This window comes from Alkalihalobacillus sp. CinArs1 (assembly GCF_947387515.1).
Taxonomy (GTDB): domain Bacteria; phylum Bacillota; class Bacilli; order Bacillales; family Guptibacillaceae; genus Guptibacillus.
In genome coordinates, this window is record NZ_CANDOB010000001.1 from 1,478,425 (window position 1) to 1,502,776 (window position 24,352).

General features: G+C 43.8%; 23 protein-coding genes. 5 read left to right on the forward strand and 18 right to left on the reverse strand.

Features of this window, described 5'->3' with window-relative positions:
• Positions 1-7 precede the first annotated feature (7 nt).
• Both hflK and hflC read left to right on the forward strand, forming a co-directional pair.
• The gene (gene hflK / locus PFZ69_RS07515; protein ID WP_270180386.1) at positions 8-973 is read left to right on the forward strand and encodes an FtsH protease activity modulator HflK; all 966 of its coding nucleotides are present in this window, start codon (positions 8-10) and stop codon (positions 971-973) included.
• Positions 966-1,898, forward strand: coding sequence for a protease modulator HflC (hflC, locus tag PFZ69_RS07520; RefSeq protein WP_270180387.1), 933 nt, complete (start codon positions 966-968; stop codon positions 1,896-1,898). Before hflK ends, hflC begins: the two co-directional genes overlap by 8 nt.
• A gap of 33 nt (positions 1,899-1,931) precedes the next feature.
• Here hflC and PFZ69_RS07525 read toward each other — a convergent pair whose 3' ends face one another.
• On the reverse strand, positions 1,932-2,489 hold the full coding sequence (locus tag PFZ69_RS07525) for a manganese efflux pump MntP (RefSeq protein WP_270180388.1): 558 nt from the start codon (positions 2,487-2,489) through the stop codon (positions 1,932-1,934).
• 141 nt (positions 2,490-2,630) lie between these two features.
• Here PFZ69_RS07525 and PFZ69_RS07530 point away from each other — a divergent pair, with 141 nt between their 5' ends.
• Entirely contained in the window at positions 2,631-2,891 is a 261-nt protein-coding gene (locus tag PFZ69_RS07530) for a DUF2533 family protein (protein ID WP_270180389.1), read from the forward strand.
• Positions 2,892-2,979: 88 nt separating this feature from the next.
• On the opposite strand, the gene PFZ69_RS07535 is transcribed toward PFZ69_RS07530, so the two are convergent.
• From PFZ69_RS07535 to prfA, 5 genes are all read right to left on the reverse strand, one after another.
• Positions 2,980-4,020 carry an L-threonylcarbamoyladenylate synthase gene (locus tag PFZ69_RS07535; protein WP_270180639.1) on the reverse strand — a complete coding sequence of 347 codons (1,041 nt, stop codon included), beginning with the start codon at positions 4,018-4,020 and terminating at the stop codon, positions 2,980-2,982.
• Positions 4,021-4,206: 186 nt separating this feature from the next.
• A complete protein-coding gene (locus PFZ69_RS07540) occupies positions 4,207-4,650 on the reverse strand; it encodes a GNAT family N-acetyltransferase (protein WP_270180390.1) in 444 nt (147 codons plus the stop codon).
• Between the two features lie 67 nt (positions 4,651-4,717).
• Positions 4,718-5,320 carry a stage II sporulation protein R gene (gene spoIIR, locus PFZ69_RS07545; RefSeq protein ID WP_270180391.1) on the reverse strand — a complete coding sequence of 201 codons (603 nt, stop codon included), beginning with the start codon at positions 5,318-5,320 and terminating at the stop codon, positions 4,718-4,720.
• Positions 5,321-5,413: 93 nt separating this feature from the next.
• The gene (prmC, locus tag PFZ69_RS07550; RefSeq protein ID WP_270180392.1) at positions 5,414-6,259 is read right to left on the reverse strand and encodes a peptide chain release factor N(5)-glutamine methyltransferase; all 846 of its coding nucleotides are present in this window, start codon (positions 6,257-6,259) and stop codon (positions 5,414-5,416) included.
• Positions 6,260-6,263: 4 nt separating this feature from the next.
• Complete coding sequence (gene prfA / locus PFZ69_RS07555) at positions 6,264-7,334, reverse strand: peptide chain release factor 1 (protein WP_270180393.1); 1,071 nt, start codon at positions 7,332-7,334, stop codon at positions 6,264-6,266.
• A gap of 140 nt (positions 7,335-7,474) precedes the next feature.
• Here prfA and PFZ69_RS07560 point away from each other — a divergent pair, with 140 nt between their 5' ends.
• On the forward strand, positions 7,475-8,809 hold the full coding sequence (locus tag PFZ69_RS07560; protein WP_270180394.1) for a CoA-disulfide reductase: 1,335 nt from the start codon (positions 7,475-7,477) through the stop codon (positions 8,807-8,809).
• 34 nt (positions 8,810-8,843) lie between these two features.
• Here PFZ69_RS07560 and PFZ69_RS07565 read toward each other — a convergent pair whose 3' ends face one another.
• The 9 genes from PFZ69_RS07565 to PFZ69_RS07605 all read right to left on the reverse strand — a co-directional run bounded on the left by PFZ69_RS07565 (position 8,844) and on the right by PFZ69_RS07605 (position 17,706).
• The gene (locus PFZ69_RS07565) at positions 8,844-9,221 is read right to left on the reverse strand and encodes a hypothetical protein (RefSeq protein WP_270180395.1); all 378 of its coding nucleotides are present in this window, start codon (positions 9,219-9,221) and stop codon (positions 8,844-8,846) included.
• Positions 9,222-9,788: 567 nt separating this feature from the next.
• Complete coding sequence (locus tag PFZ69_RS07570) at positions 9,789-10,406, reverse strand: thymidine kinase (protein WP_270180396.1); 618 nt, start codon at positions 10,404-10,406, stop codon at positions 9,789-9,791.
• 128 nt (positions 10,407-10,534) lie between these two features.
• Positions 10,535-10,741 (reverse strand): 50S ribosomal protein L31, encoded by a 207-nt coding sequence (gene rpmE / locus PFZ69_RS07575; protein WP_270180397.1) that lies wholly within the window; start codon positions 10,739-10,741, stop codon positions 10,535-10,537.
• Between the two features lie 470 nt (positions 10,742-11,211).
• Positions 11,212-12,477, reverse strand: coding sequence for a transcription termination factor Rho (gene rho / locus PFZ69_RS07580; RefSeq protein WP_270180398.1), 1,266 nt, complete (start codon positions 12,475-12,477; stop codon positions 11,212-11,214).
• A gap of 409 nt (positions 12,478-12,886) precedes the next feature.
• Positions 12,887-13,855 (reverse strand): class II fructose-bisphosphatase, encoded by a 969-nt coding sequence (gene glpX, locus PFZ69_RS07585; RefSeq protein WP_270180399.1) that lies wholly within the window; start codon positions 13,853-13,855, stop codon positions 12,887-12,889.
• A gap of 88 nt (positions 13,856-13,943) precedes the next feature.
• Positions 13,944-15,233 carry a UDP-N-acetylglucosamine 1-carboxyvinyltransferase gene (locus tag PFZ69_RS07590; RefSeq protein ID WP_270180400.1) on the reverse strand — a complete coding sequence of 430 codons (1,290 nt, stop codon included), beginning with the start codon at positions 15,231-15,233 and terminating at the stop codon, positions 13,944-13,946.
• 114 nt (positions 15,234-15,347) lie between these two features.
• Complete coding sequence (fsa, locus tag PFZ69_RS07595; RefSeq protein ID WP_270180401.1) at positions 15,348-16,001, reverse strand: fructose-6-phosphate aldolase; 654 nt, start codon at positions 15,999-16,001, stop codon at positions 15,348-15,350.
• Between the two features lie 189 nt (positions 16,002-16,190).
• The gene (gene fba, locus PFZ69_RS07600; RefSeq protein WP_270180402.1) at positions 16,191-17,054 is read right to left on the reverse strand and encodes a class II fructose-1,6-bisphosphate aldolase; all 864 of its coding nucleotides are present in this window, start codon (positions 17,052-17,054) and stop codon (positions 16,191-16,193) included.
• A gap of 283 nt (positions 17,055-17,337) precedes the next feature.
• On the reverse strand, positions 17,338-17,706 hold the full coding sequence (locus PFZ69_RS07605; RefSeq protein ID WP_270180403.1) for a response regulator: 369 nt from the start codon (positions 17,704-17,706) through the stop codon (positions 17,338-17,340).
• A gap of 140 nt (positions 17,707-17,846) precedes the next feature.
• Here PFZ69_RS07605 and PFZ69_RS07610 point away from each other — a divergent pair, with 140 nt between their 5' ends.
• Positions 17,847-18,377, forward strand: a complete 531-nt coding sequence (locus tag PFZ69_RS07610) for a DUF2529 family protein (protein ID WP_270180404.1) — start codon at positions 17,847-17,849, stop codon at positions 18,375-18,377.
• Between the two features lie 35 nt (positions 18,378-18,412).
• Here PFZ69_RS07610 and PFZ69_RS07615 read toward each other — a convergent pair whose 3' ends face one another.
• The 3 genes from PFZ69_RS07615 to icmF form a co-directional block, all read right to left on the reverse strand.
• Positions 18,413-20,026 carry a CTP synthase gene (locus tag PFZ69_RS07615; RefSeq protein WP_270180405.1) on the reverse strand — a complete coding sequence of 538 codons (1,614 nt, stop codon included), beginning with the start codon at positions 20,024-20,026 and terminating at the stop codon, positions 18,413-18,415.
• A 273-nt stretch (positions 20,027-20,299) separates the two neighbouring features.
• Positions 20,300-20,803 (reverse strand): DNA-directed RNA polymerase subunit delta, encoded by a 504-nt coding sequence (gene rpoE, locus PFZ69_RS07620; protein ID WP_270180406.1) that lies wholly within the window; start codon positions 20,801-20,803, stop codon positions 20,300-20,302.
• Positions 20,804-21,087: 284 nt separating this feature from the next.
• Positions 21,088-24,351 carry a fused isobutyryl-CoA mutase/GTPase IcmF gene (gene icmF / locus PFZ69_RS07625; protein WP_270180407.1) on the reverse strand — a complete coding sequence of 1,088 codons (3,264 nt, stop codon included), beginning with the start codon at positions 24,349-24,351 and terminating at the stop codon, positions 21,088-21,090.
• Between the last annotated feature and the right edge of the window lies 1 nt (position 24,352).

A 24,352-nucleotide genomic window follows, 5' to 3' on the forward strand; every position in this document is an offset into this window, starting at 1 on the left:
AAAGTCAATGTCACAAAGAAGAATAGCAGTGATCGCCGGATCTATCGTCCTATTTCTAGTGCTTGGACTCGTTCTCGTTACGAGCTGGTATACGGTCGATGAATCCGAACAAGCTGTAATCATGACATTTGGGAAAGTAGATGAAGAGATTAGCGATGCTGGCCTTCATTTTAAGTTGCCATGGCCAATACAAAAAGTTGATATATTACCGAGAGAAACGTTTAGTTTAACGTTCGGATATGATGAAAAAGATGGAGAGATCGTAGATTTTCCAAAAGAAACGAAAATGGTAACTGGAGACGAAAACATCGTTCTCGCTGACCTCGTCGTACAATGGCGAATCACGAATCCTAAGAAATACCTTTATTATTCTGATCAGCCTAAAGAAATCCTTTATAACGCAACATCTGCTTCACTGCGAGGAGTTATCGGAAGCTCAGAAATCGATGAAGCGCTCACATCTGGTAAAGCCGAAATTGAAGGAAGCGTTCGTGAAATTCTCACGAAGCTTATCGATGACTACGAAATCGGCATCTCGATCCTGGACGTAAAGCTACAGGATGTTGAGTTACCAAACGACGAAGTTCGAAAAGCATTCACAAACGTCGTTGACGCTCGTGAGCAAAAGGAAACGACGATATACGGTGCAAGAAAATACAAAAACCAGGAACTAAGCGTTGTAGAAGGACAGAAAGATGCGCGTATTTCTAAAGCACAAGGTAAAAAGGCGCAGCGTATCGAGCAAGCTCGTGGTGACGTTGCAACATTTAACGCACTATACAACGAGTATAAGAATAACCCTGACGTAACGAAAAAACGTCTCATCCTAGAGACGCTAGAAGAAGTTCTACCGGATACGAAGATCTACATTACCGATGAAGGCGGAGACACTGTGAAATACCTTCCGATCCAGCCTGGTAAAACTGAAACAAAGACTGAAACGAAGCCGAAAGGAAGTGAATCGAATGAGTGATAACAACGTTTTTAATATGGATGAGCACCGAAAGAACATCAACCCATCTAAACTGATTAAAAGCGCACTCCTCATCATCGCACTTCTTCTTATTATCGGCGGAATCTTCAGCTCCATCTTCGTCGTGAAAGAGGGCGAATACAAGGTTGTCCGTCAATTCGGTGATGTAGTTCGAATTGAAACGAGCCCTGGCTTAAACTTTAAGATTCCTTTTATTCAATCGATTACGACACTACCAAAATATCAAATGCTGTATGATGTGAATCCAGAGGAAATCACGACCAAAGATAAAAAACGGATGACTGTTGATAACTATGCGGTGTGGTCTGTCAAAGATCCACAGAGTATGATCAGTAATGCTCGAACGATTGAAAATGCTGAAGCGAAGATGGGAGAATTCATCTTCTCCGTTATTCGATCAGAGCTTGGTCAGTTAACATACGATGAAATTATTAATGAAGAAAAATCTAGCCGAGGTAGTTTTAACAACCGTGTACGCGACCGCGTAAACGAATTACTCGATCGAGACGCGTATGGAATTAGCGTTACTGACGTCAGAATGAAACGGACCGACCTTCCGGATGCGAACGAAAAGTCCGTTTTCCAGAGAATGATTTCTGAGCGTGAATCGAAAGCGCAAGAATACCTGTCTCAAGGGGACGCTGAATCAGACCGAATCAAAGCCGAGACAGATAAAGAAGTAGCTACGATCCTTGCGAAAGCCGATGCTGATGCGCAAGAAATCGTCGCAGAAGGGGAAGCTGAAGCAGCTAAGATCTATAACGAAGCGTTCAGTCAAGACCCAGAGTTTTATGAGCTTTATCGAACGCTGAAGTCTTATCGTACAACACTAAATGATGAAACAGTCATCATGCTACCTTCCGATTCTCCTTATGCTCAACTTTTACAGGGAATCTCAGAATAACACTATGATGTCGCCTTAGGGCGGCATCATCTTCTATATAACGAGAAGCTTTAATCCAAACCCGAACAAGATACATCCACCGAATAACTCACTATATGATCCTATTACGTTCTGAAACTTTTTTCCTATGATTAACCCAGCCCACGTCAACATCATACTGATCAGACCGAACAAGACGATCGTAACGACTACTCTTGCACCATAAATACCTAGACTCAATCCAACCGAGAAACTATCCAAGCTCACACTAAGAGAAAACAATAGTAACCCGATGCCGAGCGGTTTTACAAAAGGCTTATCATTCGATGTAAACGAAGAGAGACACATCTGCAATCCTAAGATGAGCAGCAAACCTCCTCCAATCATCGATGCGATACTGCCGAAATGAACGGAGATCACTTTTCCGATCAACAAACCAGCAAGGGGCATCCCCATATGGAACAACCCGATTACGATACCGATCTTAACAATCTGACGAATACGAAGCGGAATCATTCCCATACCTAGTCCAACTGAAAAAGCATCCATTCCGAGAGCCAATGCCATGATACTCAATGTCGCGAGCTCTCCAATAAGCGCCGTGGAAATCATACTCTCCCCTCCCGGGACGTGCTATTCCACTTTTATGCACGTCCACTTGAAAATAGAAGAGAAAGGCGCAATAATAGGTTAAGAGTCGTAGGATAAGGGAAATGATTCTAGGATAAGTCAAACTTTTGGAGGCTATACTCAATGAGCGTACACAGAGACATTTCATCACAGCTTGGAAGAAAAAATCGTGAAATCAACCTATTTATACAATTAGATAAAGAACGAGAAGCAGCAATCGAAAAGGCAATCGAACATTGTCATGCTAATGAACCTTATTCACTCGACCGAATCAACGAATTAACTTCCGAAATAAACGAACTCGCTAAACAAGGATCGATTCCAACACGTTCTTACGTAACTAAAATGATGATTGAAGAATTTGTTCAGAAAAAGCGAAAATAGGACTAGCACCCAAAATCACCCGGCGTTCGGGTGATTTTTATGTTGAGAATAAGAAAAGCGAGCACCCTAGTTGGATGCTCGCACTTTACTATTCTTTTATTACGTTTCCGCTAGCAGCTTTTGATAACCGGTTCATTACTGCAGCACCAACGCCCTCTTCTGTGAAAACTTCACTGTAGATCTCATCTACTTCAGCTTCGTCGAAGTTCCGAAGAACATCGTACAAGCGATTAGCGACTGTGACGAGATCACTTCTTGATCCACAAGGTATCACGACATCTGCTAGATATCCAGATTCTGATTCTTCCGTTGCTAATATGCCTACTTTCAAACCCTGTTTCCTCCGTTTATCAACAATCGCTTGGAGAAAAGAGCTCGTCCCATCCACAAGTGTTACTGGTGCAGACGGTGCATAATGTTTATATTTCACACCTGGAGATTTAGGTTTATGACTTTCATCTGTTAGCGCCGGATCGATTTCAACATGACCGACCACTTCTTCTAACTGTTCTTTCGTAATTCCGCCTGGTCTCAGGATTGTAATCGTATCACCAGAACAATCAACTACCGTGGATTCGAGTCCTACTCCTGTTGCTCCACCATCCACAACACCAGCAACCCTTCCAGTTAAGTCATGAATAACGTGCGCTGCAGTCGTAGGACTCGGTTTACCGGAAAGGTTCGCGCTAGGCGCAGCTAACGGGATATCTGCTGCTTCTAGTAAAGCAAGCGCGACCGGATGATCAGGCATGCGAATAGCCACTGTATCAAGCCCAGCGGTAACGTTCGTCGCAACCCCTTTTCCTCCACGTAGGACGATCGTTAATGGACCTGGCCAGAAAGCATCCATCAACTGAGCCGCTTCGCTCGGAATTTCAGGTACTAACTTTTCCACATGTGGACGACTTGCAACGTGAACGATGAGCGGATTGTCGGCTGGTCTTCCCTTCGCTTCAAAAATCTTAGCGACTGCCTGCTCTGAGAGTGCATTCCCGCCAAGCCCGTATACCGTTTCAGTTGGAAACGCAACAACTTCATTTTGTTTCAACACTTCTGCTGCTTCTGCAATCTGTGGATAATGTTTATCTATATCCACATCACCATCCACATACCAAACATTTGTGTGGATACCTCCCACGTTATTCACCCTCTTATACACATATTGCCGATAAACCCATTGGTTTCGGGATAAAGAGAGGTTATTCAGCAGGATTCTACATGATTTGCAGAAGCACTTTCTTCATTCTCAACAAATTAGTCCACATAATGTGGATAAAACACGATCGATCTGTGTATAAATCTGTTGATGGGGAAGTTAGAAGTTCAACTGGCGCCTCATGATCACCCTGTTCGAAGAATTCTCTCTGAATAACCTATTTTGTTTTATGTCTACAGATAGTTCTTCGCGACTAATTGTCGAAAAACCAAAAACTTGAAAGAAAAATGATTCCTCATTCGAGGTTAGATAAAGCTCTTCTAGCTTACATTTCTTCGCATATGCAATCACTTGATCGAAGAAACGTAAAAGTCGTTCAGAAGTGGACTCAGCACTATTCAATACAAGTGCACGAAGCAGACCCGATCGCCCGTGTTTCTCAAGTCCAATGACCCCGAACAATTCTTTCGATTCCGTTTCTGCGATCAAAAATGATTCTATATCAGGAAGCAAGTCCACTTCAAGCCCTGATCGTTTCACAATATTTTTCACTGCTTCTTCATCTTTGGAAGTCGCCTCTCTTACAAGAAACAAATCTATCATCCTCCTTTTCGATGCATAAAAGTTGTTCTGTTAACGTTTTATGCGAAAAAGAAGGATAATAGAACAGTTAAGCGAACAATCCTTTGATCCAATCTATCAAATCCTGAATCACTTGTACTAGAAAGAACTCTACTTCTACTTCCTCAGCCTCTTCTACAGGCTCAGCTGTTTCAGCCTGTACTGCATCACCATTTGAAAAATCTAGAAAACAAAGTGGAGGAAACAATACACACCACCAGTTATCGCCAAGACCCTCACCAATCGTGATCAGTACCGCTTCGTATGTTCCAGCTGGGTATACCATATCTCCATAAAGCTTAGTAGGAAAAGCGATTTCTCCGAATTCCACCTTAAACGTATCGTTACTGCCAATCGCCTCTAGCTCTTTCTTAACGATCGCTTCAATTTCGTTCAAGTGTCCCTTGATCACCGTTCTAGAAGCTTCGATCGACGTTAAGTTTGCAACCCACGTATTGATAGAATCGTTCACTTCATCGCGGATACGGCGCTTTACATTTTGATCCGCTTCACTGTTGCTATTTGCTAATATACGAAGACGAATCGCTTCGTCTGGAATGATCTGCTGCTCTGTTGCAAGACTAGTTGACCCTTGAAGACTTGAAAAAAGAATAAAAGATGAGATTAATAGATTTATAAGTCCGCTTTTCATTTGTATCCCCGTCCCTTCTAGCACTCATTCTGGCCAGAATACAATGTTTTAAACATTGAACTCTTCACCAGATTGCGAGCCGATTCGACGGGGCTATTTTATCGTGCCGAACACCATGCGTTCTTTACCGCTTATATCGTTTACAACGTCTACTTCTATGCGATCTCCGAATGAAACACGAAGCATTTCAGCAACCGTACGTGCCTGTTTCTCCCCTACTTCAAATCCAATTAGACCAGGACTTGCCATTACGTCTGGCAGGTCTTTTGCAAGGCGGCGGTATAAATCATATCCATCTTCACCACCCACAAGGGCAAGAATTGGCTCATGATCTTTCACAAGGGAATCTAGCTCTTCATACTCCTCTTGTGAAATGTATGGTGGGTTCGAAACCACAATATCGAACTGCTTTCCTTTAAGAGGATCTACTAAATCGCCGTGTAAAAAGGAAACCGGTGCTTTCAGTATCTTCGCGTTTTCTTTCGCTACAGTCAGCGCTTCTTCAGAAATATCGACTGCCGTTACAGAAGCACGGTCAAGCTCGAGCGCTAAACTGATTGCAATCGCTCCGCTCCCCGTTCCGATATCAGCGATAGAGAGCGACTTTTCACCAAATAACGCTTGTCCGCGAGAGACGATTCCTTCTACTAACTCCTCCGTTTCAGGTCTAGGTACTAACACATGCTTGTTCACCCGAAACGTTCGCCCATAGAATTCCTCTCGCTCCACAAGATGCTGAATTGGTACTCCTGATGCATGAACGCGTATTTTTTGTGCAAAGCCCTCAAAGTCAGGCATTTCCTCTCTCATTCTAAGCAGCAACTCTGTTCGTGATACATTTAACTCTTGCTTCAGCAGCCACTCAGCTGAAGAAGCTTCTCGTCCATGGTCTTCTAAAAAAGAAGAAGCCCACGTAAGGGCTTCGAATACTGTCTTCATAAGGTCACTCTCCAGCTTCAGCCATCAAGCGAGTTTGTTCTTCTGTAATCAAAGCATCGATAAATTCATCCATCTTACCTTGCAGAATTTGATCAAGCTTTTGAATCGTCAAGTTGATACGGTGATCCGTAACTCTGTTCTGTGGGAAGTTATACGTACGGATTCGCTCAGAGCGATCCCCTGTACCTACAGCTGATTTACGATTCTCATCGTACTCTTTCTGAGCTTCTTGTTGGAACTTATCATATACACGTGCTCTAAGAACTTTCATTGCTTTCTCTTTGTTCTTGATCTGTGACTTTTCGTCCTGACAAGATACAACGACACCAGTCGGTTCGTGTGTTAAACGGACAGCTGACATCGTCGTATTAACACTCTGTCCTCCTGGTCCGCTCGAAGTGAACGTATCCACGCGGATATCTTTCTCATGGATATCAACTTCCACTTCTTCTGCTTCAGGAAGTACCGCAACCGTTGCAGTAGATGTGTGAATACGCCCTCCTGATTCAGTAGAAGGCACACGTTGCACACGGTGAGCACCGTTTTCGTACTTCATTTTAGAATAAGCACCTTCACCGTTTACCATGAAGATGATTTCCTTAAATCCACCTAGCTCTGTGTAACTTGCTTCGATCACTTCAGATTTCCAGCCCTGTGCTTCTGCATAACGGCTGTACATGCGATAAAGGTCACCAGCAAATAAAGCAGCTTCATCTCCACCAGCTGCTCCACGAACCTCGATGATAACGTTCTTATCATCGTTCGGATCCTTAGGCAATAGGAGAATGCGAAGTCTTTCAGCGAGCTCTTCTTCCTGCGGCGTAAGTTCAGCAAGTTCAGCCTTCACCATTTCGCGCATTTCAGGATCTTTCTCATCTTCAAGCATCGCTTTCGCATCCTTGATTCCTTGAAGCACTTCCTTATACTCACGATACACCTGTACCGTTTCCTCAAGACTTGATTGTTCTTTGGAATATTCACGTAACTTCTGGGTATCACTGATCACTTCAGGATCACTCAATAGCCCGTTCAATTTGTCATAACGTTCTTCTACAGCTTCTAACCGTTCTAACAAGATCTTTCACCTCGTTTTCGTTGCATAACATTCTAATTATAGTATAGGATAAATGGCTCGTCAAAAGCAAAAATAGCTTGAACTTTCTATGAATAGGGTAAACTAACTACAGTATTTTTTACTTAAAAGGAGTTGTTTCCATGAAAGTCGTGATTATAGGTGGAGATGCTGCAGGTATGAGCGCAGCGATGCAAATCGTAAGAAACGATGAAGAAGCAGAGGTCGTGACACTTGAAAAAGGAAATATTTATTCATACGGCCAATGTGGGCTACCTTATGTGATTAGTGGAAAAATTGAATCCACAGAAAAACTGATCGCGCGAACTGTCGATACGTTCCGTGAGAAGTACGGTATCGATGCAAGAGTCTATCATGAAGCAACAGAGGTCGATACGGAAAACAAGATTGTGAAGGGAAAGAACCTTCAATCGGGTGAGAACTTCCAAGAAAGCTACGATAAATTACTGATCGCAACAGGCGTTAGTCCCATCAAGCCAGACTGGAAAGGAATTGACCTCGAAGGTGTACATACACTAAAAACGATCCCAGACGCAGAAAAGGTGATGGAAGATACAACAGAATCGATAAAGAACGTTGCCATCATCGGCGGCGGGTATATCGGTCTCGAGATGGCAGAAACATTTCGCGAGATTGGTAAAGAAGTACGCATCATCGAACGAGGTCCCTATCTCGGCGGCATCTTTGATGAAGATATGGCTGAACACATTCACGAAGAAGCAGAACGAAATAACGTTTCTGTTCACACGAATGAGTCTGTCGAGGAACTGAAAGGTGATTCACGGGTCAGAAAAATTGTCACAGATAAAGGGGAGTATGATGCTGACCTCGTTCTCGTTTCGATCGGAGTAAAACCGAACACAGCTTTCGCTCAAGAATGCGGGCTTCATACTGCTAAGAATGGCGCCATCCAAGTAAATCGTTATATGGAGACGAGCATAGAAGATATTTATGCTGCAGGTGATTGTGCAACACACTACCATCGTGTTAAAGAGCGCGATGACTTCATCCCTCTCGGCACAACAGCCAATAAACAAGGCCGTATCGCAGGACTCAATATGATCGGACACTCAAACACGTTTAAAGGAATCGTAGGCACGTCCGTTATTAAATTCTTCGACTTAACATTAGGACGAACTGGATTATCTTCTAAAGAAGCAGAAGAGCTAAATCTACCGTTCACAAGTTGCTCAACTCGGGCAACTGATATTGCTGGATACTACCCAGACGCGAGAGAGCTTAATGTAAAGCTCATTTACCGCGATGACAACGAACGCATTATAGGAGGTCAGTTTATCGGAAAGCATGGCGTGGATAAACGCGTCGACGTTCTCGCCACTGCCCTTTTCCACCAAATGACGCTTCATGATATCGAAGACCTTGACCTCGCATACGCTCCTCCATATAACAGCGTATGGGACCCGATTCAACAAGGAGCAAGAAGAGCACAACATTAAAATGACCCTCTCCCACATAGTTGGGAGAGGGCTTTTATCTAGCTCGAACGTGCACTTTGTATCTTGGCACCGCTTGATAAATTTTCTTAGCTAATCTTCGTCGCTGCTCATTCAAATCCATCGCTTCTACGGATTCAAACTTCACATTCACCCACACGTGATTTCCATTGATCGAAACAGCGCCAGCATCTAGCCCTTCTGCTTCTACAACTTCACGTATTTTGTTCTGGTCATCACTGATCGTCGGCTTTTCTACACCCATATTTCGGTACGAATTTGGGTTCAGATTGATATCCGTGTTCAATTGTTGACCTTCACCAGCTGCACCATTTGATTCAGGTGGCTTAAGAGGGGAACATGCCGAAGTGAAAAGCATTAGTGATGAGAGTAAAACTGCGCAAACCACTTTCATTCTAAAACACCTCCTGTTCTTAAGGTGTCCGATTTTATAGGAGGGTAAAGCAGTTAAATTATGTTAGTTAGAGGGCGATTTCGAGTTGGTGTGAGGGGTTTTGTGCGGGAATGGGGGGTCTTGGGCCGGAGTGGGCAGTGTTTATTGTCCAAAATCGTGATTTATTGTCTAAAATGACATTTTATTAGCCAAATCGGGGGTTTTATTGTCCAGAATGAGTTTTTATTAGCTAATTAGAGTGATTATCGTTTTGGAGCGGGTCTAAGCGGACGCTTCCGCTTTTATTGGCTAGCTGCAGTTCGCAGAAACTCCTATATTTCACTCTCTCAATAGAACACAAAGAACGTGTTCCTTTTCGAGAGCTCCAATATATCCGTTTCTAAACGCTCACTTCCGCTTTTCTTGGGCTAGCTGCAGCGTCCAGACCCTCGTGGCGCTTCACCTTTTCAATTGAACACACAAATCGTGTTCCCTTGAAAAGCTTCCACCGCCTTCGGGTCTAAGCGGACGCTTCCGCTTTTCTAACTTCTAACTAAAAAAACCCGGTTCCCCGGGTTTTTCTTCTAACTATCTTGTAACTTCTTCTTGTTGTAAATCTCTAGCCGTTGGTTTGCCTGGAACCTTGTGGCAGTGGCGGCACCGTGGCTCATATGACTCTGAAGCTCCAACTAGAATGATCGGGTCGTCGTAGTGAGCTGGCTTGCCGTCGATCAGGCGCTGTGTTCTGCTTGCTGGTGAGCCGCAGACTACACAAATGGCTTGAAGCTTTGTAACGGACTCAGCTACTGTGAGAAGCTCTGGAACCTGTCCAAATGCTTTACCACGGAAATCCTGGTCAAGACCTGCCACGATGACGCGCACGCCTTCGTCAGCAAGCTGCTGGGCAACTTCCACAATTCCATCATCAAAAAATTGCACTTCATCGATTGCGACCATATCTGTATCTTCAGCCACACGATCAAGTATCGCTGTTGAGTCGTTTACCGGCACAGCAATAACCGATGTGCCATTATGAGACACAACGGACTCTTCACTATATCTGTTATCAACTTTTGGTTTGAAGACCTGAACTTTCTGTTTCGCATAAGTTGCTCTTCTTACACGGCGGATCAATTCTTCTGATTTTCCAGAAAACATGCTACCGCAAATGACCTCAATCCAGCCGTTGTGTTTCATGACATGCATGCAACCGCTTCTCCTTTCTCCCTATCCCGAAAAGACATCGTCTAATCTATATATTCCCCTTTTAAAGGTTTAAAACTCCTTGAAGTGTTAAAAAAACAGGCAAGAAGGATACTTGCCTGTTCTTATCATTAACCGTTAAGGTTGTATTTTTTTCTAAACTTATCTACACGTCCACCAGCGTCAGCAAACTTCTGACGTCCTGTGTAATACGGGTGACACTCTGAGCAAACCTCAACGTTGACCCCGTCTTGTTTTGTAGATCCTGTTTCGAATTCGTTACCGCAAGCACACTTAACCATTACTTTCTCATAACCTGGGTGAATTGCTTGTTTCATGAATTTCATCTCCTTCCGCCCTGATTCCTTAGGAAACAGAGTTATCTAAAACCGACAAACGAAGCTGACGGTTTTCTGCACATACAGAAGTATTATAGCAGGGAGCATACCACAATGCAATCGATCATAAGAAAGCCATTTTCAGTTGTCTTTCCGCTGGGGATCTAGCTAAACAGGCTATACCCTCGTGTTTCGTGTTCCTTCGAAAAGCTTCCACCGCTTGTCGAAGTCCAGCTACACAAGCCAAATCCTTCGGCCGTTTCACCCCCTCGGGCGAGACAAAAAACGTCTCATCCTCGCGGGCTCCAACGACCTACGGATTTAAACGGGCTCGTTTCGCTTTTCAGGTCTTAACGGCCAGCTCCGCTTTTCTTGATCCAGCTGCGCTTGCCAGACCCTCGTGGCGCTTCACCTTTTCGATTGAACACACAAATCGTGTTCCTTCGAAAAGCTTCCACCGCCTTCGGGTCTTAACGGCCAGCTCCGCTTTTCTCTTTCTCAAACAAGTTGAACATTTCTTCGTTTGTCTTTGTTTTTCTTAGACGTTTCAGGAAGTTATCGACAAATTCAAACGAGTCGTCCATGCTCTTTCTGATCGTCCAGAGCATTTCAAGCTGTTCTTTTGGAAGAAGAAGTTCTTCTTTTCTTGTTCCGGATCTGCGAATATCGATTGCCGGGAACATGCGGCGCTCAGCCAGTTTGCGATCGAGGTGGAGCTCCATGTTACCTGTTCCTTTGAACTCTTCATAGATGACGTCATCCATACGAGAGCCTGTATCCACAAGTGCAGTTGCAAGGATCGTTAAGCTTCCGCCTTCTTCGATGTTACGGGCAGCACCAAAGAATCGTTTTGGTCTATGGAATGCTGCTGGATCGATACCACCAGAAAGTGTTCTTCCACTTGGTGGAATCACAAGATTATAAGCACGAGCAAGACGTGTAATACTATCGAGAAGGATGACAACGTCTTTTTTATGTTCAACAAGACGCATCGCACGTTCAAGGACGAGCTCGGCTACTTTAATATGGTTATCTGGCGTCTCATCGAACGTCGAGTGAACAACGTCTCCATCTACGGAACGTTCGATGTCCGTTACTTCCTCAGGTCGTTCGTCGATCAGAAGAACGATGAGCTCCGTGTCAGGGTGGTTCGTTGTAATACTATTTGCGATTTCTTTTAGAAGCATCGTTTTACCAGCCTTAGGAGGTGCAACGATTAAACCACGCTGACCGTATCCTACAGGAGCGATCATATCGATGATACGAGTCGAAAGGTTATTGGACTTGTTTTCAAATTCCATGCGCTTCTCAGGGTAGAGAGGCGTTAGAGCCGGAAAATGAACGCGTTCTTTTGATGAATCTGGGTCATCCCCATTAACTGCTTCTACATGGAGAAGACCATAGTAACGTTCGTTTTCTTTCGGTGGACGCACTTTACCAGATACGCGATCACCGTTTCGAAGGTCGAATCGACGAATTTGAGATGCAGATATATAAATATCTTCGGCACTCGGTGAATAGTTGATCGGACGTAAGAAGCCAAATCCTTCAGATGAAATAATCTCAAGAATTCCTTCCATGAAAAGGAGACCAGACTGCTCTGCCTGTGCTTTTAGTATCGCAAATACAAGTTCCTTTTTGTTCAGCTTACTGTAGTAGGAGACTTTGTATTTCCTAGCCTGCTCATACAGTTCTTTTAAATTCATTTGTTCTAAATCAGATAAATTTACTGCCATGTTGACACCACACTTTTAATTTATAATAATGCTAGTTTTTCCTAGAAAAAAGGATTAAAGGAGAAGAGAGTACTACGGATATGAATAGCTGTTATTGCTTTCTAACTAAAGTTACGTACGAAAAAAGAAAGAGTTTGTGAGATCCCATGAGAGGCTAGTATTCTTTTCCATGCAGGTATCTCTTATGTGAGAGTAGAGGAAGTGCACAACGAAGGTATTGCTAAACGATCGTTTCTCTTGTGCTCAATTAAACATAGTTTAAAATTTTATAGGTTAAACCTCATGATAGGGTTAAATCTTCTTAAAGTACAGCAAAATAATGTAGCACCTTATAGTTTTACCAGATTCTTTAAGAATATTCAACATGAAATGAGCGATGCTGCTATCACAGCACCACTCTTTCCAAAAATTAAGGCTTTATCACTAAGTCGGGTTTCTTTTTCAAGCTATGTTTGCCATCGATGAAGCGAACGGTTCCAGATTTTGCTCGCATAACGACAGATTGAGTCGTTCCAGCCGTTCCTTTGAAGCGAACGCCTTTCAATAGCTCACCGTCAGTCACGCCTGTTGCAGCAAAAATGGCGTCTTCTCCTCTAACGAGGTCTTCCATGCGCAATACGCGAGAAACGTCTACGATTCCCATCTCACGGCAGCGGCGCATCTCTTCTTCGTTCTGTGGAAGCAGTTTACCTTGGATCTCACCACCGAGACACTTGAGTGCAACTGCAGCTAAGACACCTTCAGGGGCTCCCCCTGAACCAAACAGGATGTCGACTCCAGTATCTTCAAAAGCCGTATTGATCGCAGCTGCTACATCTCCATCTGTGATGAGCTTGATTCTTGCACCAGCAGAACGTACCTCTTCTATAATCTGTTCGTGACGTTTGCGATCCAATATGACCGCCACGCAGTCTTCGATGTCTTTATTTTTTGCTTTTGCTACTGCTTTTAGATTATCTAGAACAGAAGCATTAATATCGACTTTTCCAACAGCTTCTGGTCCTACCGCAATCTTATCCATGTACATGTCTGGTGCATGAAGTAAGTTTCCATGATCCGCAACAGCAAGGACAGCGAGAGCATTCCATGTACCGGCAGCTACAATGTTTGTTCCTTCGAGTGGATCGACAGCAACGTCCACACGTGGACCATAACCTGTACCTAGCTTTTCACCGATATAAAGCATCGGTGCTTCGTCCATCTCTCCTTCTCCGATCACGACGGTTCCTTTCATCGGAACGGTATCAAACACATCGCGCATAGCAGACGTAGCAGCATCATCTGCCTCTTCTTTTTTCCCACGACCCATCCAACGAGCAGAAGCAAGTGCGGCAGCTTCTGTTACTCGAACGAGTTCCATCGACAAACTTCTTTCCATTATGCTCTCCTCCCCAAAGTACCCAGCAGTAAAACGCTTTCATTTTTATTAAAAACAGAAAAGCGGCTCAAACCGCTTCTTCTGTTTCTTACGTATTCTCTACTTCTTTTAGCTCTTCTTGATCCAACTTCTCACGCCAAACGCGTGCGCCAAGGTCACTGAGCTTCTCCACAAGTCGTTCATAACCACGATCGATGTGTTCAAGCCCAGATACTTCCGTTACGCCTTCAGCCATCAATCCAGCTACGACGAGGGCAGCTCCTGCGCGAAGGTCTGATGCACGAACCTTTGCACCTTGAAGTCTCGTTGCTCCGTTGATAATGGCAGAACGACCTTCAACTTTAACATTCGCTCCCATTCTACGAAGCTCATCAATGTGCTTAAATCTCGCTCCGTAGATCGTATCGGTTACAACACTACTACCCTCTGCGTTTGTGAGGAGTGAGGTGAACGGCTGTTGAAGATCAGTTGGAAAACCAGGATATACAAGCGTTTTGACATCGACGCTCTTCCACCCTTGACGTGGTGAACTGATGTACACTTGATCTTCATTCGTTTCGACCGTTACGCCCATTTCACGAAGCTTCGCGATGAGTGACTCTAAGTGTTGCGAGATCACGTTGTCGATTACGACCTCGTCCCCCATTGCTGCTGCCATGATCATGTAGGTGCCCGCTTCGATACGGTCAGGAATTATAGAATGATAGCAACCGTTAAGTTCGTCGACTCCATCGATTCGAATAACGTCCGTTCCAGCACCCTTGATCTTTGCACCCATGCTAGAAAGCAATGTGGCAACGTCGATGATCTCGGGTTCTTTTGCAGCATTTTCAATCACTGTTCGTCCTTTTGCACGAACGGCAGCGAGCATGATATTGATCGTTGCGCCAACGCTAACTACGTCAAGGTAAATACGCGCGCCTTTCAATTCGTCGGCACGAAGGTAGATCGCACCTTGTTCATTCGTCACCTTCGCACCGAGGGCTTCAAAGCCTTTAATATGCTGATCGATTGGACGTGGCCCTAGGTTACATCCACCAGGCAGGCCTATTACTGCTTTTTTAAATCGTCCGAGCATCGCACCCATTAAATAATAAGAGGCACGTAGTTTCTTAACCTTTCCGTTAGGCAACGGCATTGCAATCATTTCTTGAGGGTTTACCGTAAGCGTATTGCCATCCAGCTCAGCTTGTCCCCCAATTTCTTCTAAAAGATCACGTAGGATTCCAACGTCTGATATGTTAGGCAGGTGGTCGATCGTGACAGTGGATTCGGCTAATATAGCCGCCGGGATGAGTGCTACCGCACTATTCTTGGCCCCGCTCACCTGAACGGTTCCACTTAAGCGATGGCCTCCGGCGATCATCAACTTTTCCATAATGGTCTCCCTTCTTCGTCCGCATCTTATTCCTGGCAATGGATTTGTCGAAATGTGAAACTCCATAAGAATAGTATGGGCAAAAACAGGAAGTTCATGCCAATTCCATCTCGATTAATCCAAGTCTTTTTGTACTTCGTTCCAATCAGAAAGAAACTTATCGATACCTTTGTCTGTAAGAGGGTGCTCTAGCATTTGTAGAACAACTTTCAGTGGCATCGTACCAATGTCTGCTCCTCTTAATGCTGCTTCAGATACGTGAAGCGGGTGGCGAATCGATGCGGCAATAATTTCAGTCTCAATTCCATGTACAGCAAATAGATCAGAAATCTCAGAGATTAAATCTAACCCGTTGTGTCCGATGTCGTCTAGTCTTCCAAGAAACGGTGATACATAAGAAGCACCGGCACGAGCTGCAAGTAGCGCTTGATTTGAAGAAAAGACTAGCGTTACGTTTGTTTTTATTCCTAACTCAGAAAATGCCTTAACTGCTTTAAGACCTTCCTGGTTCATCGGTACTTTTACAGTGATGTTCGGAGCGATGTTTGCAAGCTGTTTGCCTTCTTCGATCATATCCTCAGCTTTCATGGATACGACTTCAGCGCTGACTGAGCCTTTCACCAAGTCTGTTATTTCTCTCAAACGATCATGAAAGTCTACGTTTTCCTTAACAACAAGTGATGGATTAGTCGTTACTCCAGCTACAACTCCCATATCATAAGCTTGTTTGATATCATCTAAATTAGCAGAATCTATAAAAATTTTCATTGTGTACGTCCTCCTCTGTTGTTTAGAAAGCGTTTACTAAAAAATTTTAACATAAATTTCTATCTGATTTACGGGTTTGCCTAAAATTAGTTGAAAAATAGTCGTCAAGTAGGTGGAAGGGGAAGTTTATGGAAATTATAAACCGCCCGGATTCGAGCGGTTTATACTATCTCCATCTTTTATGAAGATTTATGCTTTTTGAGAAGAACCGAATTCACGCATTTTACCGATTACTGTTTCTTTAATCGCATCACGTGCAGGTCCCATGTATTTACGTGGATCGTATAGTTCTGGCTTTTCTTCTAGTACAGAGCGAACTGCTTTTGCAGAAGAAAGCTGACTTTCAGTGTTAACGTTAATTTTCGCATGTCCAAATTTGATCGCTTTTTTCACGTCAGCAGTTGGAATACCAGTACCACCGTGAAGAACTAGAGGAACACCAGTCATCTTGCTGATTGTTTCCATGCGGTCAAATCCAAGGTTTGGTTCACCTTTGTATGGACCGTGTACAGAACCAAGTGCTGGAGCGAAGCAATCCACACCAGTTTCGTTGATTAGACGCTCACACTCTTCAGGGATCGCGTATGCAGCTTCTGCATCACTAACGATAACGTCGTCTTCTTGTCCGCCGATACGGCCAAGCTCTGCTTCAACTGAAACGCCTACTGCGTGTGCAGCTTCAACAACTTTTGAAGTTAGAGCGATGTTCTCATCTAGCGGGTAGTGAGAGCCGTCGATCATAACAGAAGTGAAGCCAGCGTTGATCGCTTGCATACACTTAGCGAAGCTTGATCCATGGTCAAGGTGAATCGCAACAGGAACTGTTACGTTGTATTCTTCCATCAATGCGTTCACTAGAGTCGTAACGGTTTTGAAACCACCCATGTAACGTGCAGCACCTTCGGATACTCCAAGGATTACTGGAGATTTTTCTTCCTCAGCAGCCTGAAGGATCGCTTGAGTGAACTCAAGGTTGTTCAGGTTAAATTGGCCAACAGCGTAGCCTTCTGCTTTAGCTTTTTCTAGCATTTCTTTCATAGAAACTAAAGGCATGGTACTTCCTCCTTGATATTAAATAAGATTGCTCGGTCGGAACCTAAAGCATCGTTGTTAAAGAGATACTTGTTGTTAGAGCTCACAAAATGCCTTCTCGAAATAATCGGTCTTATTCAAGATGGCACAAACACATAAATTTTATGTATGTACCGTGAAATTTCAATCGTCACTTGTGCAAACACTCCAAAAACACGGTTCTATTATAGCATATCAAATCTACAAAAGAAGGGGAAAAAGCTTGATTTAATAGGATTTGTTTATGTAAGCGCTACCTCTTCTACTAAGAGATCGCAGACAATTCTTTTTTTACAGCTTCTGTAATTTCATCGATATCAAAAGGTTTCGGGAAGTGCGTGATCGCTCCGAGATCCATCGCCTCATGAATCATGTCGAGCTCACCGTAAGCAGTCATGATGATGACGAGTGCTCTTGCTTCCATCTTCTTAATCCGTTTTAAAATTTCCAATCCGTCCATGCCTGGAATTTTCATATCCAGAATCACAAGATCAGGATCTTCATTCTTCACGATATCCAATGCTTGAACTCCATTGGCAGCTTGATAAGTTTGGTAGCCTTCTTTTTGAAAAATTTCATTAAGGAGGATCCGTATTCCGTATTGGTCATCAACTATTAAGATTTTCTTTTTCATATCATTGCCTCCCGATTACAGATTCTATTTAGTATGAATTCGCTATTTACAAGCATTATCCTTCTTAGCACGGCTCGCTTCCATCTTGCTATCACGTTATAATATGTATCGAACCATTTCTAAAGAAAGGCAGTGACCTTATGCTAAAGATATTTACAACGCAATTGATGGGTAAGTTCAAACATATACAAGATAACCACGAGATGGTAATTGAAGATATATCACGCCTGTTAGCTCAAACGATTACCGGTGGCGGTAAGGTTTATTTTAAAGGGCAAAACGAACTTCAGGGCGTTGCTCTCGAAGCGATCGATGGAGCGGACGCTCTCCCATCATGCGCTATTCTTGAACCGAACACAGAGCTGACTGATCGCGATACCGTCTTGATGTTTGGCAAGTTTAATGACGACTCATCATTTGCACAGCTCGCTACAGAGTATAAAGAAAGTGGAGCATCCGTCATAGGTGTTGCCGCAAGTCGTAAAAATGAAGCTCAAGCTCTCGAAGACACGGTTCACTTTTATATTAACACAGGGCTTACAACAGGACTCGTTCCGGACGAAGACGGTGAACGGATCGGTCACCCTTCCCTTCTTGTCGCGCTGTTTGTATACCATGCGATTTATTTAACAACAAAGGAAATTCTTGATGAGCACGGAATCGAGATATAGAGAAAACAGGGTGTCAGCTGACACCCTGTTTTTTATTATTGATTTTCAATTGATGCACCGATAAATTCTTTGAACAATGGCTGAGGGCGAGTTGGTCTTGAAGTGAATTCAGGGTGGAATTGAGATGCCACGAACCAAGGATGGTCCTGAACTTCCACAATTTCAACTAGGCGGCCATCAGGGCTTGTACCTGAGAAGATGAATCCTGCTTCTTCCATTTCAGCTCTGTACTGGTTGCTGAACTCGTAGCGGTGACGGTGACGCTCGTAGACAACTTCATCTTCATAAGCTGCGAAAGCTTTCGTTCCTTCAACAAGCTTACAAGGATAGAGTCCGAGACGAAGCGTTCCACCAAGATCTTCAACGTCTTTTTGTTCAGGCAAGAGGTCGATGACCGGATATTTTGTCGTCGGTTTAATTTCTGCAGAGTGAGCTCCTTCAAGGTTAAGAACGTTTCGTGCGAACTCAACAGAAGCTAGCTGCATACCAAGACAGATTCCAAGGAAAGGAACCTTGTTTTCACGAGCATATTGGATCGTAGTGATTTTTCCTTCGATTCCACGATCTCCAAATCCACCAGGCACAAGAATACCATCAACATCTGATAGCAATTCATGTACGTTTTCAGGCGTAACATGCTCAGAGTTTACCCATTTAATATCCACATCTGCATCGAACGCGTATCCTGCGTGCTTCATGGATTCAACAACGGAAATATAAGCATCCTGTAAGGCAACGTATTTACCAACAAGGGCAATCTTCGTTTTCTTAGAAAGGTTTTGTACCTTTTCAACAAGCTGCTTCCACTCTACCATGTCTGCTTCCTGACAGTTTAGCTTAAGGTGGTTACACGTAATCTCATCTAGCTTCTGTGCTTGAAGAGAAAGTGGTACTTGATAAAGTGTTTCTTCATCTTGTGCTTCGATTACAGCATGAGGATCGATGTCGCAGAACAATGCGATCTTATCCTTCATATCTTGAGGAACCGGCTGCTCTGTACGCACGACGATTACGTTTGGCTGAATACCAAGACTACGCAATTCTTTCACACTGTGCTGAGTTGGCTTTGTTTTCATCTCACCAGCAGCTTTCAAGTATGGAACGAGCGTACAGTGAATGTACATCACGTTTTCTTTACCGATATCGCTCTTGATCTGACGAATCGCTTCTAGGAAAGGAAGACTTTCAATGTCACCGACTGTTCCACCGATTTCAGTGATTACAACATCAGCATTCGTTTCGTTACCCGCACGGAAGACGCGCTCTTTGATTTCGTTCGTGATGTGTGGGATTACCTGAACTGTTCCTCCAAGGTAATCTCCTCTACGCTCTTTACGAAGAACGGATGAGTAGATTTTACCAGTCGTTACGTTCGAGTTCTTCGAAAGGTTAATATCGATGAAACGCTCATAGTGCCCAAGGTCAAGGTCAGTCTCCGCTCCATCGTCTGTTACGAATACCTCACCATGCTGATATGGACTCATCGTTCCTGGGTCAACGTTGATGTAAGGATCGAATTTTTGAATTGTTACGCTAATTCCGCGATTTTTTAGAAGGCGGCCGAGTGATGCTGCTGTAATCCCTTTTCCAAGTGACGATACAACCCCGCCTGTTACAAATATATACTTCTTCTGCTTACCTGTTGTCATATTTATGCCCCCTCGTTGTTAGTATTCTACCCTTATAAAAAGGGAAAGGATTCATTCGATTGCCATTGTTTCTTAAAAGACGATTGACCGACGTGTTCCTATTCGAATGTATTGTCAGGTGCTTTTTAATAAAATAAAAAAAACAAAAGTGACACCTGTCCCATAGATGGGGGGCACTTTTGTTTTATATTAATCATTATATTATTCGTTTATTGGTGAAGCCCAAAAATGATTCTACCGACTTCGAGCCTGAAAGTCAAGAACTGACACAAATTATTTGGTGTCTTCCTCGTCATCTTCAAAGTCTTCGTCATCATCATCGTCGTCATCGTCAAGATCTTCATCATCAAACTCTTCTGCATCATCGTCATCGAAGTCTGCATCGAAGTCATCGTCAAGATCGTCAACTTCTAGATCATCCAATTCGTCCTCAAGGTCATCATCGAAAACGTCTTCGTCGTCTTCAGACTTCTTGCGTTTCTTTGGCTTGATCGTCGTAGCGAGCTCTTCCTGGGATTGCTCAACAGGGTACCAGCTTTTCAGACCCCACTGATTATCGCCAAGTGTTACGAAGCGGCCATCTGTATTTAGGTTCGTATAAACTTCAGCAAGACGTCCCTGAACCTCTTCAGATGAAAGTCCCTTCATATCTCCAATCTGGCTCATTAGCGTGTAGAAAGAAACTGGTTTTCTCTCATCTTGCAAAATATAAAACATAATATCGATCATTGATGTCTCTTGAATGTCATCAGCAGACAACTGATTTAAGGTACTCATAGTATCGGCACTCCCTTTCAATTCTCTCCTCTGAATACTTTACCCGAATGATATGAAAAACAAGCTATGTTAGGTATCCAAATAGATAGTTTTTCTTATTTTATAAAAATCATACCATTCATTATAAACAAATTTCCTCAATCTATGCTACGATTTTTAAACAAATCTAGTTCAATCGAAGGATTTGTCCAAAAAAGGCGTCTATTCGCAAACGTAATAGGAGGAAGGACTATCCTTCCTCCTACAATAATATGAACCGATTCGTTTGACAAGCTATTACCCGTCTACATATTTCGACGGTATTTCCCACCGACATCATAGAGCGCAGTCGTGATCTGACCGAGGCTCGCCACTTTTACCGTTTCCATCAATTCTTCAAAGATGTTTCCTTTCGTAAGAGCAGCTTGCTTCAAACGGCGAAGAGCATCTTCCGTTTCACCAGCATTTCTTTCCTGGAATTCCTTAAGGTTTGAAATCTGCTGTTCTTTCTCTTCTTTACTTGCTCTTGCAAGCTCCATGTTCCACTCTTCCTCAGCAGGTGGATTTGGATTCTTGTATGTGTTCACCCCTACGATCGGAAGGTCACCTGTGTGCTTCAGCATCTCATAATACATCGATTCTTCTTGAATCTTACCGCGCTGATACTGAGTTTCCATCGCACCGAGAACGCCTCCGCGTGCATTGATGCGTTCGAATTCTGTCAGAACCGCTTCCTCAACGAGATCCGTTAGTTCTTCAACAATAAAAGATCCTTGAAGTGGATTTTCGTTCTTACTGAGTCCGTGTTCTTTTGTAATGATCATCTGAATCGCCATCGCTCGACGCACGGATTCTTCCGTAGGTGTCGTAACTGCTTCATCATACGCGTTTGTATGAAGTGAGTTACAGTTATCCTGAATGGCCATCAGCGCCTGAAGCGTTGTACGAATGTCGTTAAAGTCCATTTCCTGTGCATGAAGAGAGCGTCCTGACGTTTGAACATGGTACTTAAGCTTTTGACTTCTAGCGTTCGCTCCATATTTCTCCCTCATCACAGTCGACCAGATTCGTCTTGCTACACGACCGATCACCGTATATTCAGGATCCAATCCGTTACTGAAGAAGAATGAAAGGTTTGGTGCAAACTTGTTGATGTCCATTCCTCTACTCAAGTAATACTCAACATACGTAAACCCGTTCGCAAGTGTAAATGCGAGCTGCGAAATCGGATTCGCGCCAGCTTCAGCGATATGATATCCGGAAATAGAGACCGAATAGTAGTTTCGAACTTCATTATTAATGAAGTATTCCTGAATGTCACCCATCATACGAAGTGCAAATTCAGTAGAGAAGATACACGTATTCTGCCCCTGATCTTCTTTTAAAATATCAGCTTGAACCGTTCCACGAACGGTGCTGAGCGTCATCGCCTTAATCTCGGCGAGCTCTTTTTCTGTCGCCTTACGCCCTTCTTTTTCTTCGAATCGCTGAACCTGCTGCTCAATCGCAGTGTTCATGAACATTGCGAGGATGATAGGCGCAGGCCCGTTGATCGTCATCGAAACGGACGTTGATGGCGCACAAAGGTCAAAACCGGCGTACAGCTTCTTCATATCATCGAGTGTACAAATGCTTACACCGCTCTCTCCAACTTTCCCGTAAATATCAGGGCGGTAGTCAGGGTCTTCCCCGTAAAGCGTCACGGAATCAAATGCCGTACTCAAACGCTTTGCGTCATCATCTTTCGATAGATAATGGAAGCGGCGATTCGTTCGTTCAGGAGTACCTTCACCAGCAAACTGGCGCTTTGGATCTTCTCCCTTTCTCTTAAACGGAAACACGCCAGCAGTATAAGGGAACGAACCAGGTACGTTCTCTTTTAATACCCAGCGGACGATTTCTCCCCAATCTTCATACTTTGGAAGAGAAACCTTCGGGATATCAATTCCTGACAAGCTCTTCGTCGTAAGCTCCGTTACGATTTCTTTGTCACGTATGACAGAGACAAACTCCTTACCGCTATACTTTTCTTTGACTTCTGGCCAGCTCTCAATAATTTTCTTCGTTTCAGGATGCATGTCGTCCATGTTGTCATCCTTCATCTTGGAAAGCATCTTGATCGTTTCTTCGTTTTCTTCTTTTCCTTGAAGCATCTCGATCGTACCCTGAAGCTGGAAGGCTTTACGTGCGAGCTGTACCTGCTTCTCAACATACTCATGATAACGGCGTACAGAGCCTGAAATGTCTTGTAAGTACTGCTGGCGCTGTGGAGGGATGATTAGGTTGAGCTTCTCTACAATTTCACTCGTTTCGATGTTTGTAGCCCAGTCATTTCCACACTTTCGCTGAATCGTATCGATCATTGCTTTGAATAGGGTGTTCGTTCCAGGGTCGTTGAACTGACTTGCGATCGTACCGTAAACAGGCATCTTATCGAGGTCCTGTTCAAACAACATATGGCTACGCTGGTATTGCTTTTTTACATCACGAAGCGCATCCTCTGAGCCTTTTCGCTCATATTTATTAATTACGATAAGGTCAGCAAAATCGATCATGTCGATTTTTTCTAGCTGCGAAGGGGCACCGAATTCGCTTGTCATCACGTACATCGATACGTCCGCAATCTCAGCGATTTCTGCATCGCCTTGGCCGATTCCACTCGTTTCAATAATGATGAGGTCGTAGCCAGCCGCTTTGACGACAGCCATCGCCTCTCGAATGGAAAGAGATAGTTCTGTCTTAGACTTCCTCGTAGCAAGGCTCCGCATGAAGACGCGATCGTTATGGATCGCATTCATACGAATTCTGTCCCCAAGAAGTGCACCACCCGTTTTTTGTTTCGTAGGATCGATTGAAAGGATCGCAACAGTTTTATCTTCGTATTCATTAATAAAGCGACGAACCAATTCGTCCGTTAATGAACTCTTACCAGCACCACCGGTACCGGTGATTCCAATGACAGGCGCTGATGTTTCCATTCCTTTAAGCTCTGTGAACACTTTCTCAGCCGTTGCAGCTACTTCATCAGATCGCTCAGCACCAAAACTCTCTGCAAGAGTGATCAAGCTTGATACAGCCTGAGGATCACGCTTGCTCACTCGCTCAAGCTGATTATCGATTTGCTTGAAGGTAGGGAAGTCACATTCCTTCATCATAAGATCGATCATGCCTTGAAGACCGAGGTCACTCCCATCGTCCGGAGAGAAAATTCTCGAAATCCCATATTCATGAAGTTCTTTGATTTCCTTTGGAATGATAACACCGCCGCCTCCACCATAAATGCGGATATGAGACGCACCATTCTTTTTCAATAGATCGTACATGTATTTAAAATATTCCATGTGACCGCCCTGGTAAGAAGAGATCGCGATTCCTTGAACATCCTCTTGGATGGCAGCGTTTACAACTTCTTCTACGGAACGGTTGTGACCTAGGTGGATTACTTCTGCACCACTCGCTTGTAGAATGCGGCGCATGATGTTGATCGACGCATCATGACCATCGAACAAGCTAGAAGCCGTTACAAAACGGACATGGTTAACAGGCTTTTTCGTTTCAGTTACACTCACA

Bases quoted from the DNA above. Each gene is read 5' to 3' on its own strand.
- rpoE (WP_270180406.1), bottom strand. From the start codon at position 20,803: ATGAGTACCTTAAATCAGTTGTCTGCTGATGACATTCAAGAGACATCA.
- rpmE (WP_270180397.1), bottom strand. From the start codon at position 10,741: ATGAAACAAGCAATTCACCCAGGTTATGAGAAAGTAATGGTTAAGTGT.
- PFZ69_RS07590 (WP_270180400.1), bottom strand. From the start codon at position 15,233: ATGGAAAAGTTGATGATCGCCGGAGGCCATCGCTTAAGTGGAACCGTT.
- hflC (WP_270180387.1), top strand. From the start codon at position 966: ATGAGTGATAACAACGTTTTTAATATGGATGAGCACCGAAAGAACATC.
- PFZ69_RS07530 (WP_270180389.1), top strand. From the start codon at position 2,631: ATGAGCGTACACAGAGACATTTCATCACAGCTTGGAAGAAAAAATCGT.
- PFZ69_RS07605 (WP_270180403.1), bottom strand. From the start codon at position 17,706: ATGAAAAAGAAAATCTTAATAGTTGATGACCAATACGGAATACGGATC.
- PFZ69_RS07615 (WP_270180405.1), bottom strand. From the start codon at position 20,026: ATGACAACAGGTAAGCAGAAGAAGTATATATTTGTAACAGGCGGGGTT.
- PFZ69_RS07560 (WP_270180394.1), top strand. From the start codon at position 7,475: ATGAAAGTCGTGATTATAGGTGGAGATGCTGCAGGTATGAGCGCAGCG.
- spoIIR (WP_270180391.1), bottom strand. From the start codon at position 5,320: ATGAAAAGCGGACTTATAAATCTATTAATCTCATCTTTTATTCTTTTT.
- rho (WP_270180398.1), bottom strand. From the start codon at position 12,477: ATGGCAGTAAATTTATCTGATTTAGAACAAATGAATTTAAAAGAACTG.
- fsa (WP_270180401.1), bottom strand. From the start codon at position 16,001: ATGAAAATTTTTATAGATTCTGCTAATTTAGATGATATCAAACAAGCT.
- fba (WP_270180402.1), bottom strand. From the start codon at position 17,054: ATGCCTTTAGTTTCTATGAAAGAAATGCTAGAAAAAGCTAAAGCAGAA.
- PFZ69_RS07525 (WP_270180388.1), bottom strand. From the start codon at position 2,489: ATGATTTCCACGGCGCTTATTGGAGAGCTCGCGACATTGAGTATCATG.
- prmC (WP_270180392.1), bottom strand. From the start codon at position 6,259: ATGAAGACAGTATTCGAAGCCCTTACGTGGGCTTCTTCTTTTTTAGAA.
- PFZ69_RS07610 (WP_270180404.1), top strand. From the start codon at position 17,847: ATGCTAAAGATATTTACAACGCAATTGATGGGTAAGTTCAAACATATA.
- hflK (WP_270180386.1), top strand. From the start codon at position 8: ATGTCACAAAGAAGAATAGCAGTGATCGCCGGATCTATCGTCCTATTT.
- PFZ69_RS07570 (WP_270180396.1), bottom strand. From the start codon at position 10,406: ATGCATGTCATGAAACACAACGGCTGGATTGAGGTCATTTGCGGTAGC.
- glpX (WP_270180399.1), bottom strand. From the start codon at position 13,855: ATGGAAAGAAGTTTGTCGATGGAACTCGTTCGAGTAACAGAAGCTGCC.
- PFZ69_RS07540 (WP_270180390.1), bottom strand. From the start codon at position 4,650: ATGATAGATTTGTTTCTTGTAAGAGAGGCGACTTCCAAAGATGAAGAA.
- PFZ69_RS07565 (WP_270180395.1), bottom strand. From the start codon at position 9,221: ATGAAAGTGGTTTGCGCAGTTTTACTCTCATCACTAATGCTTTTCACT.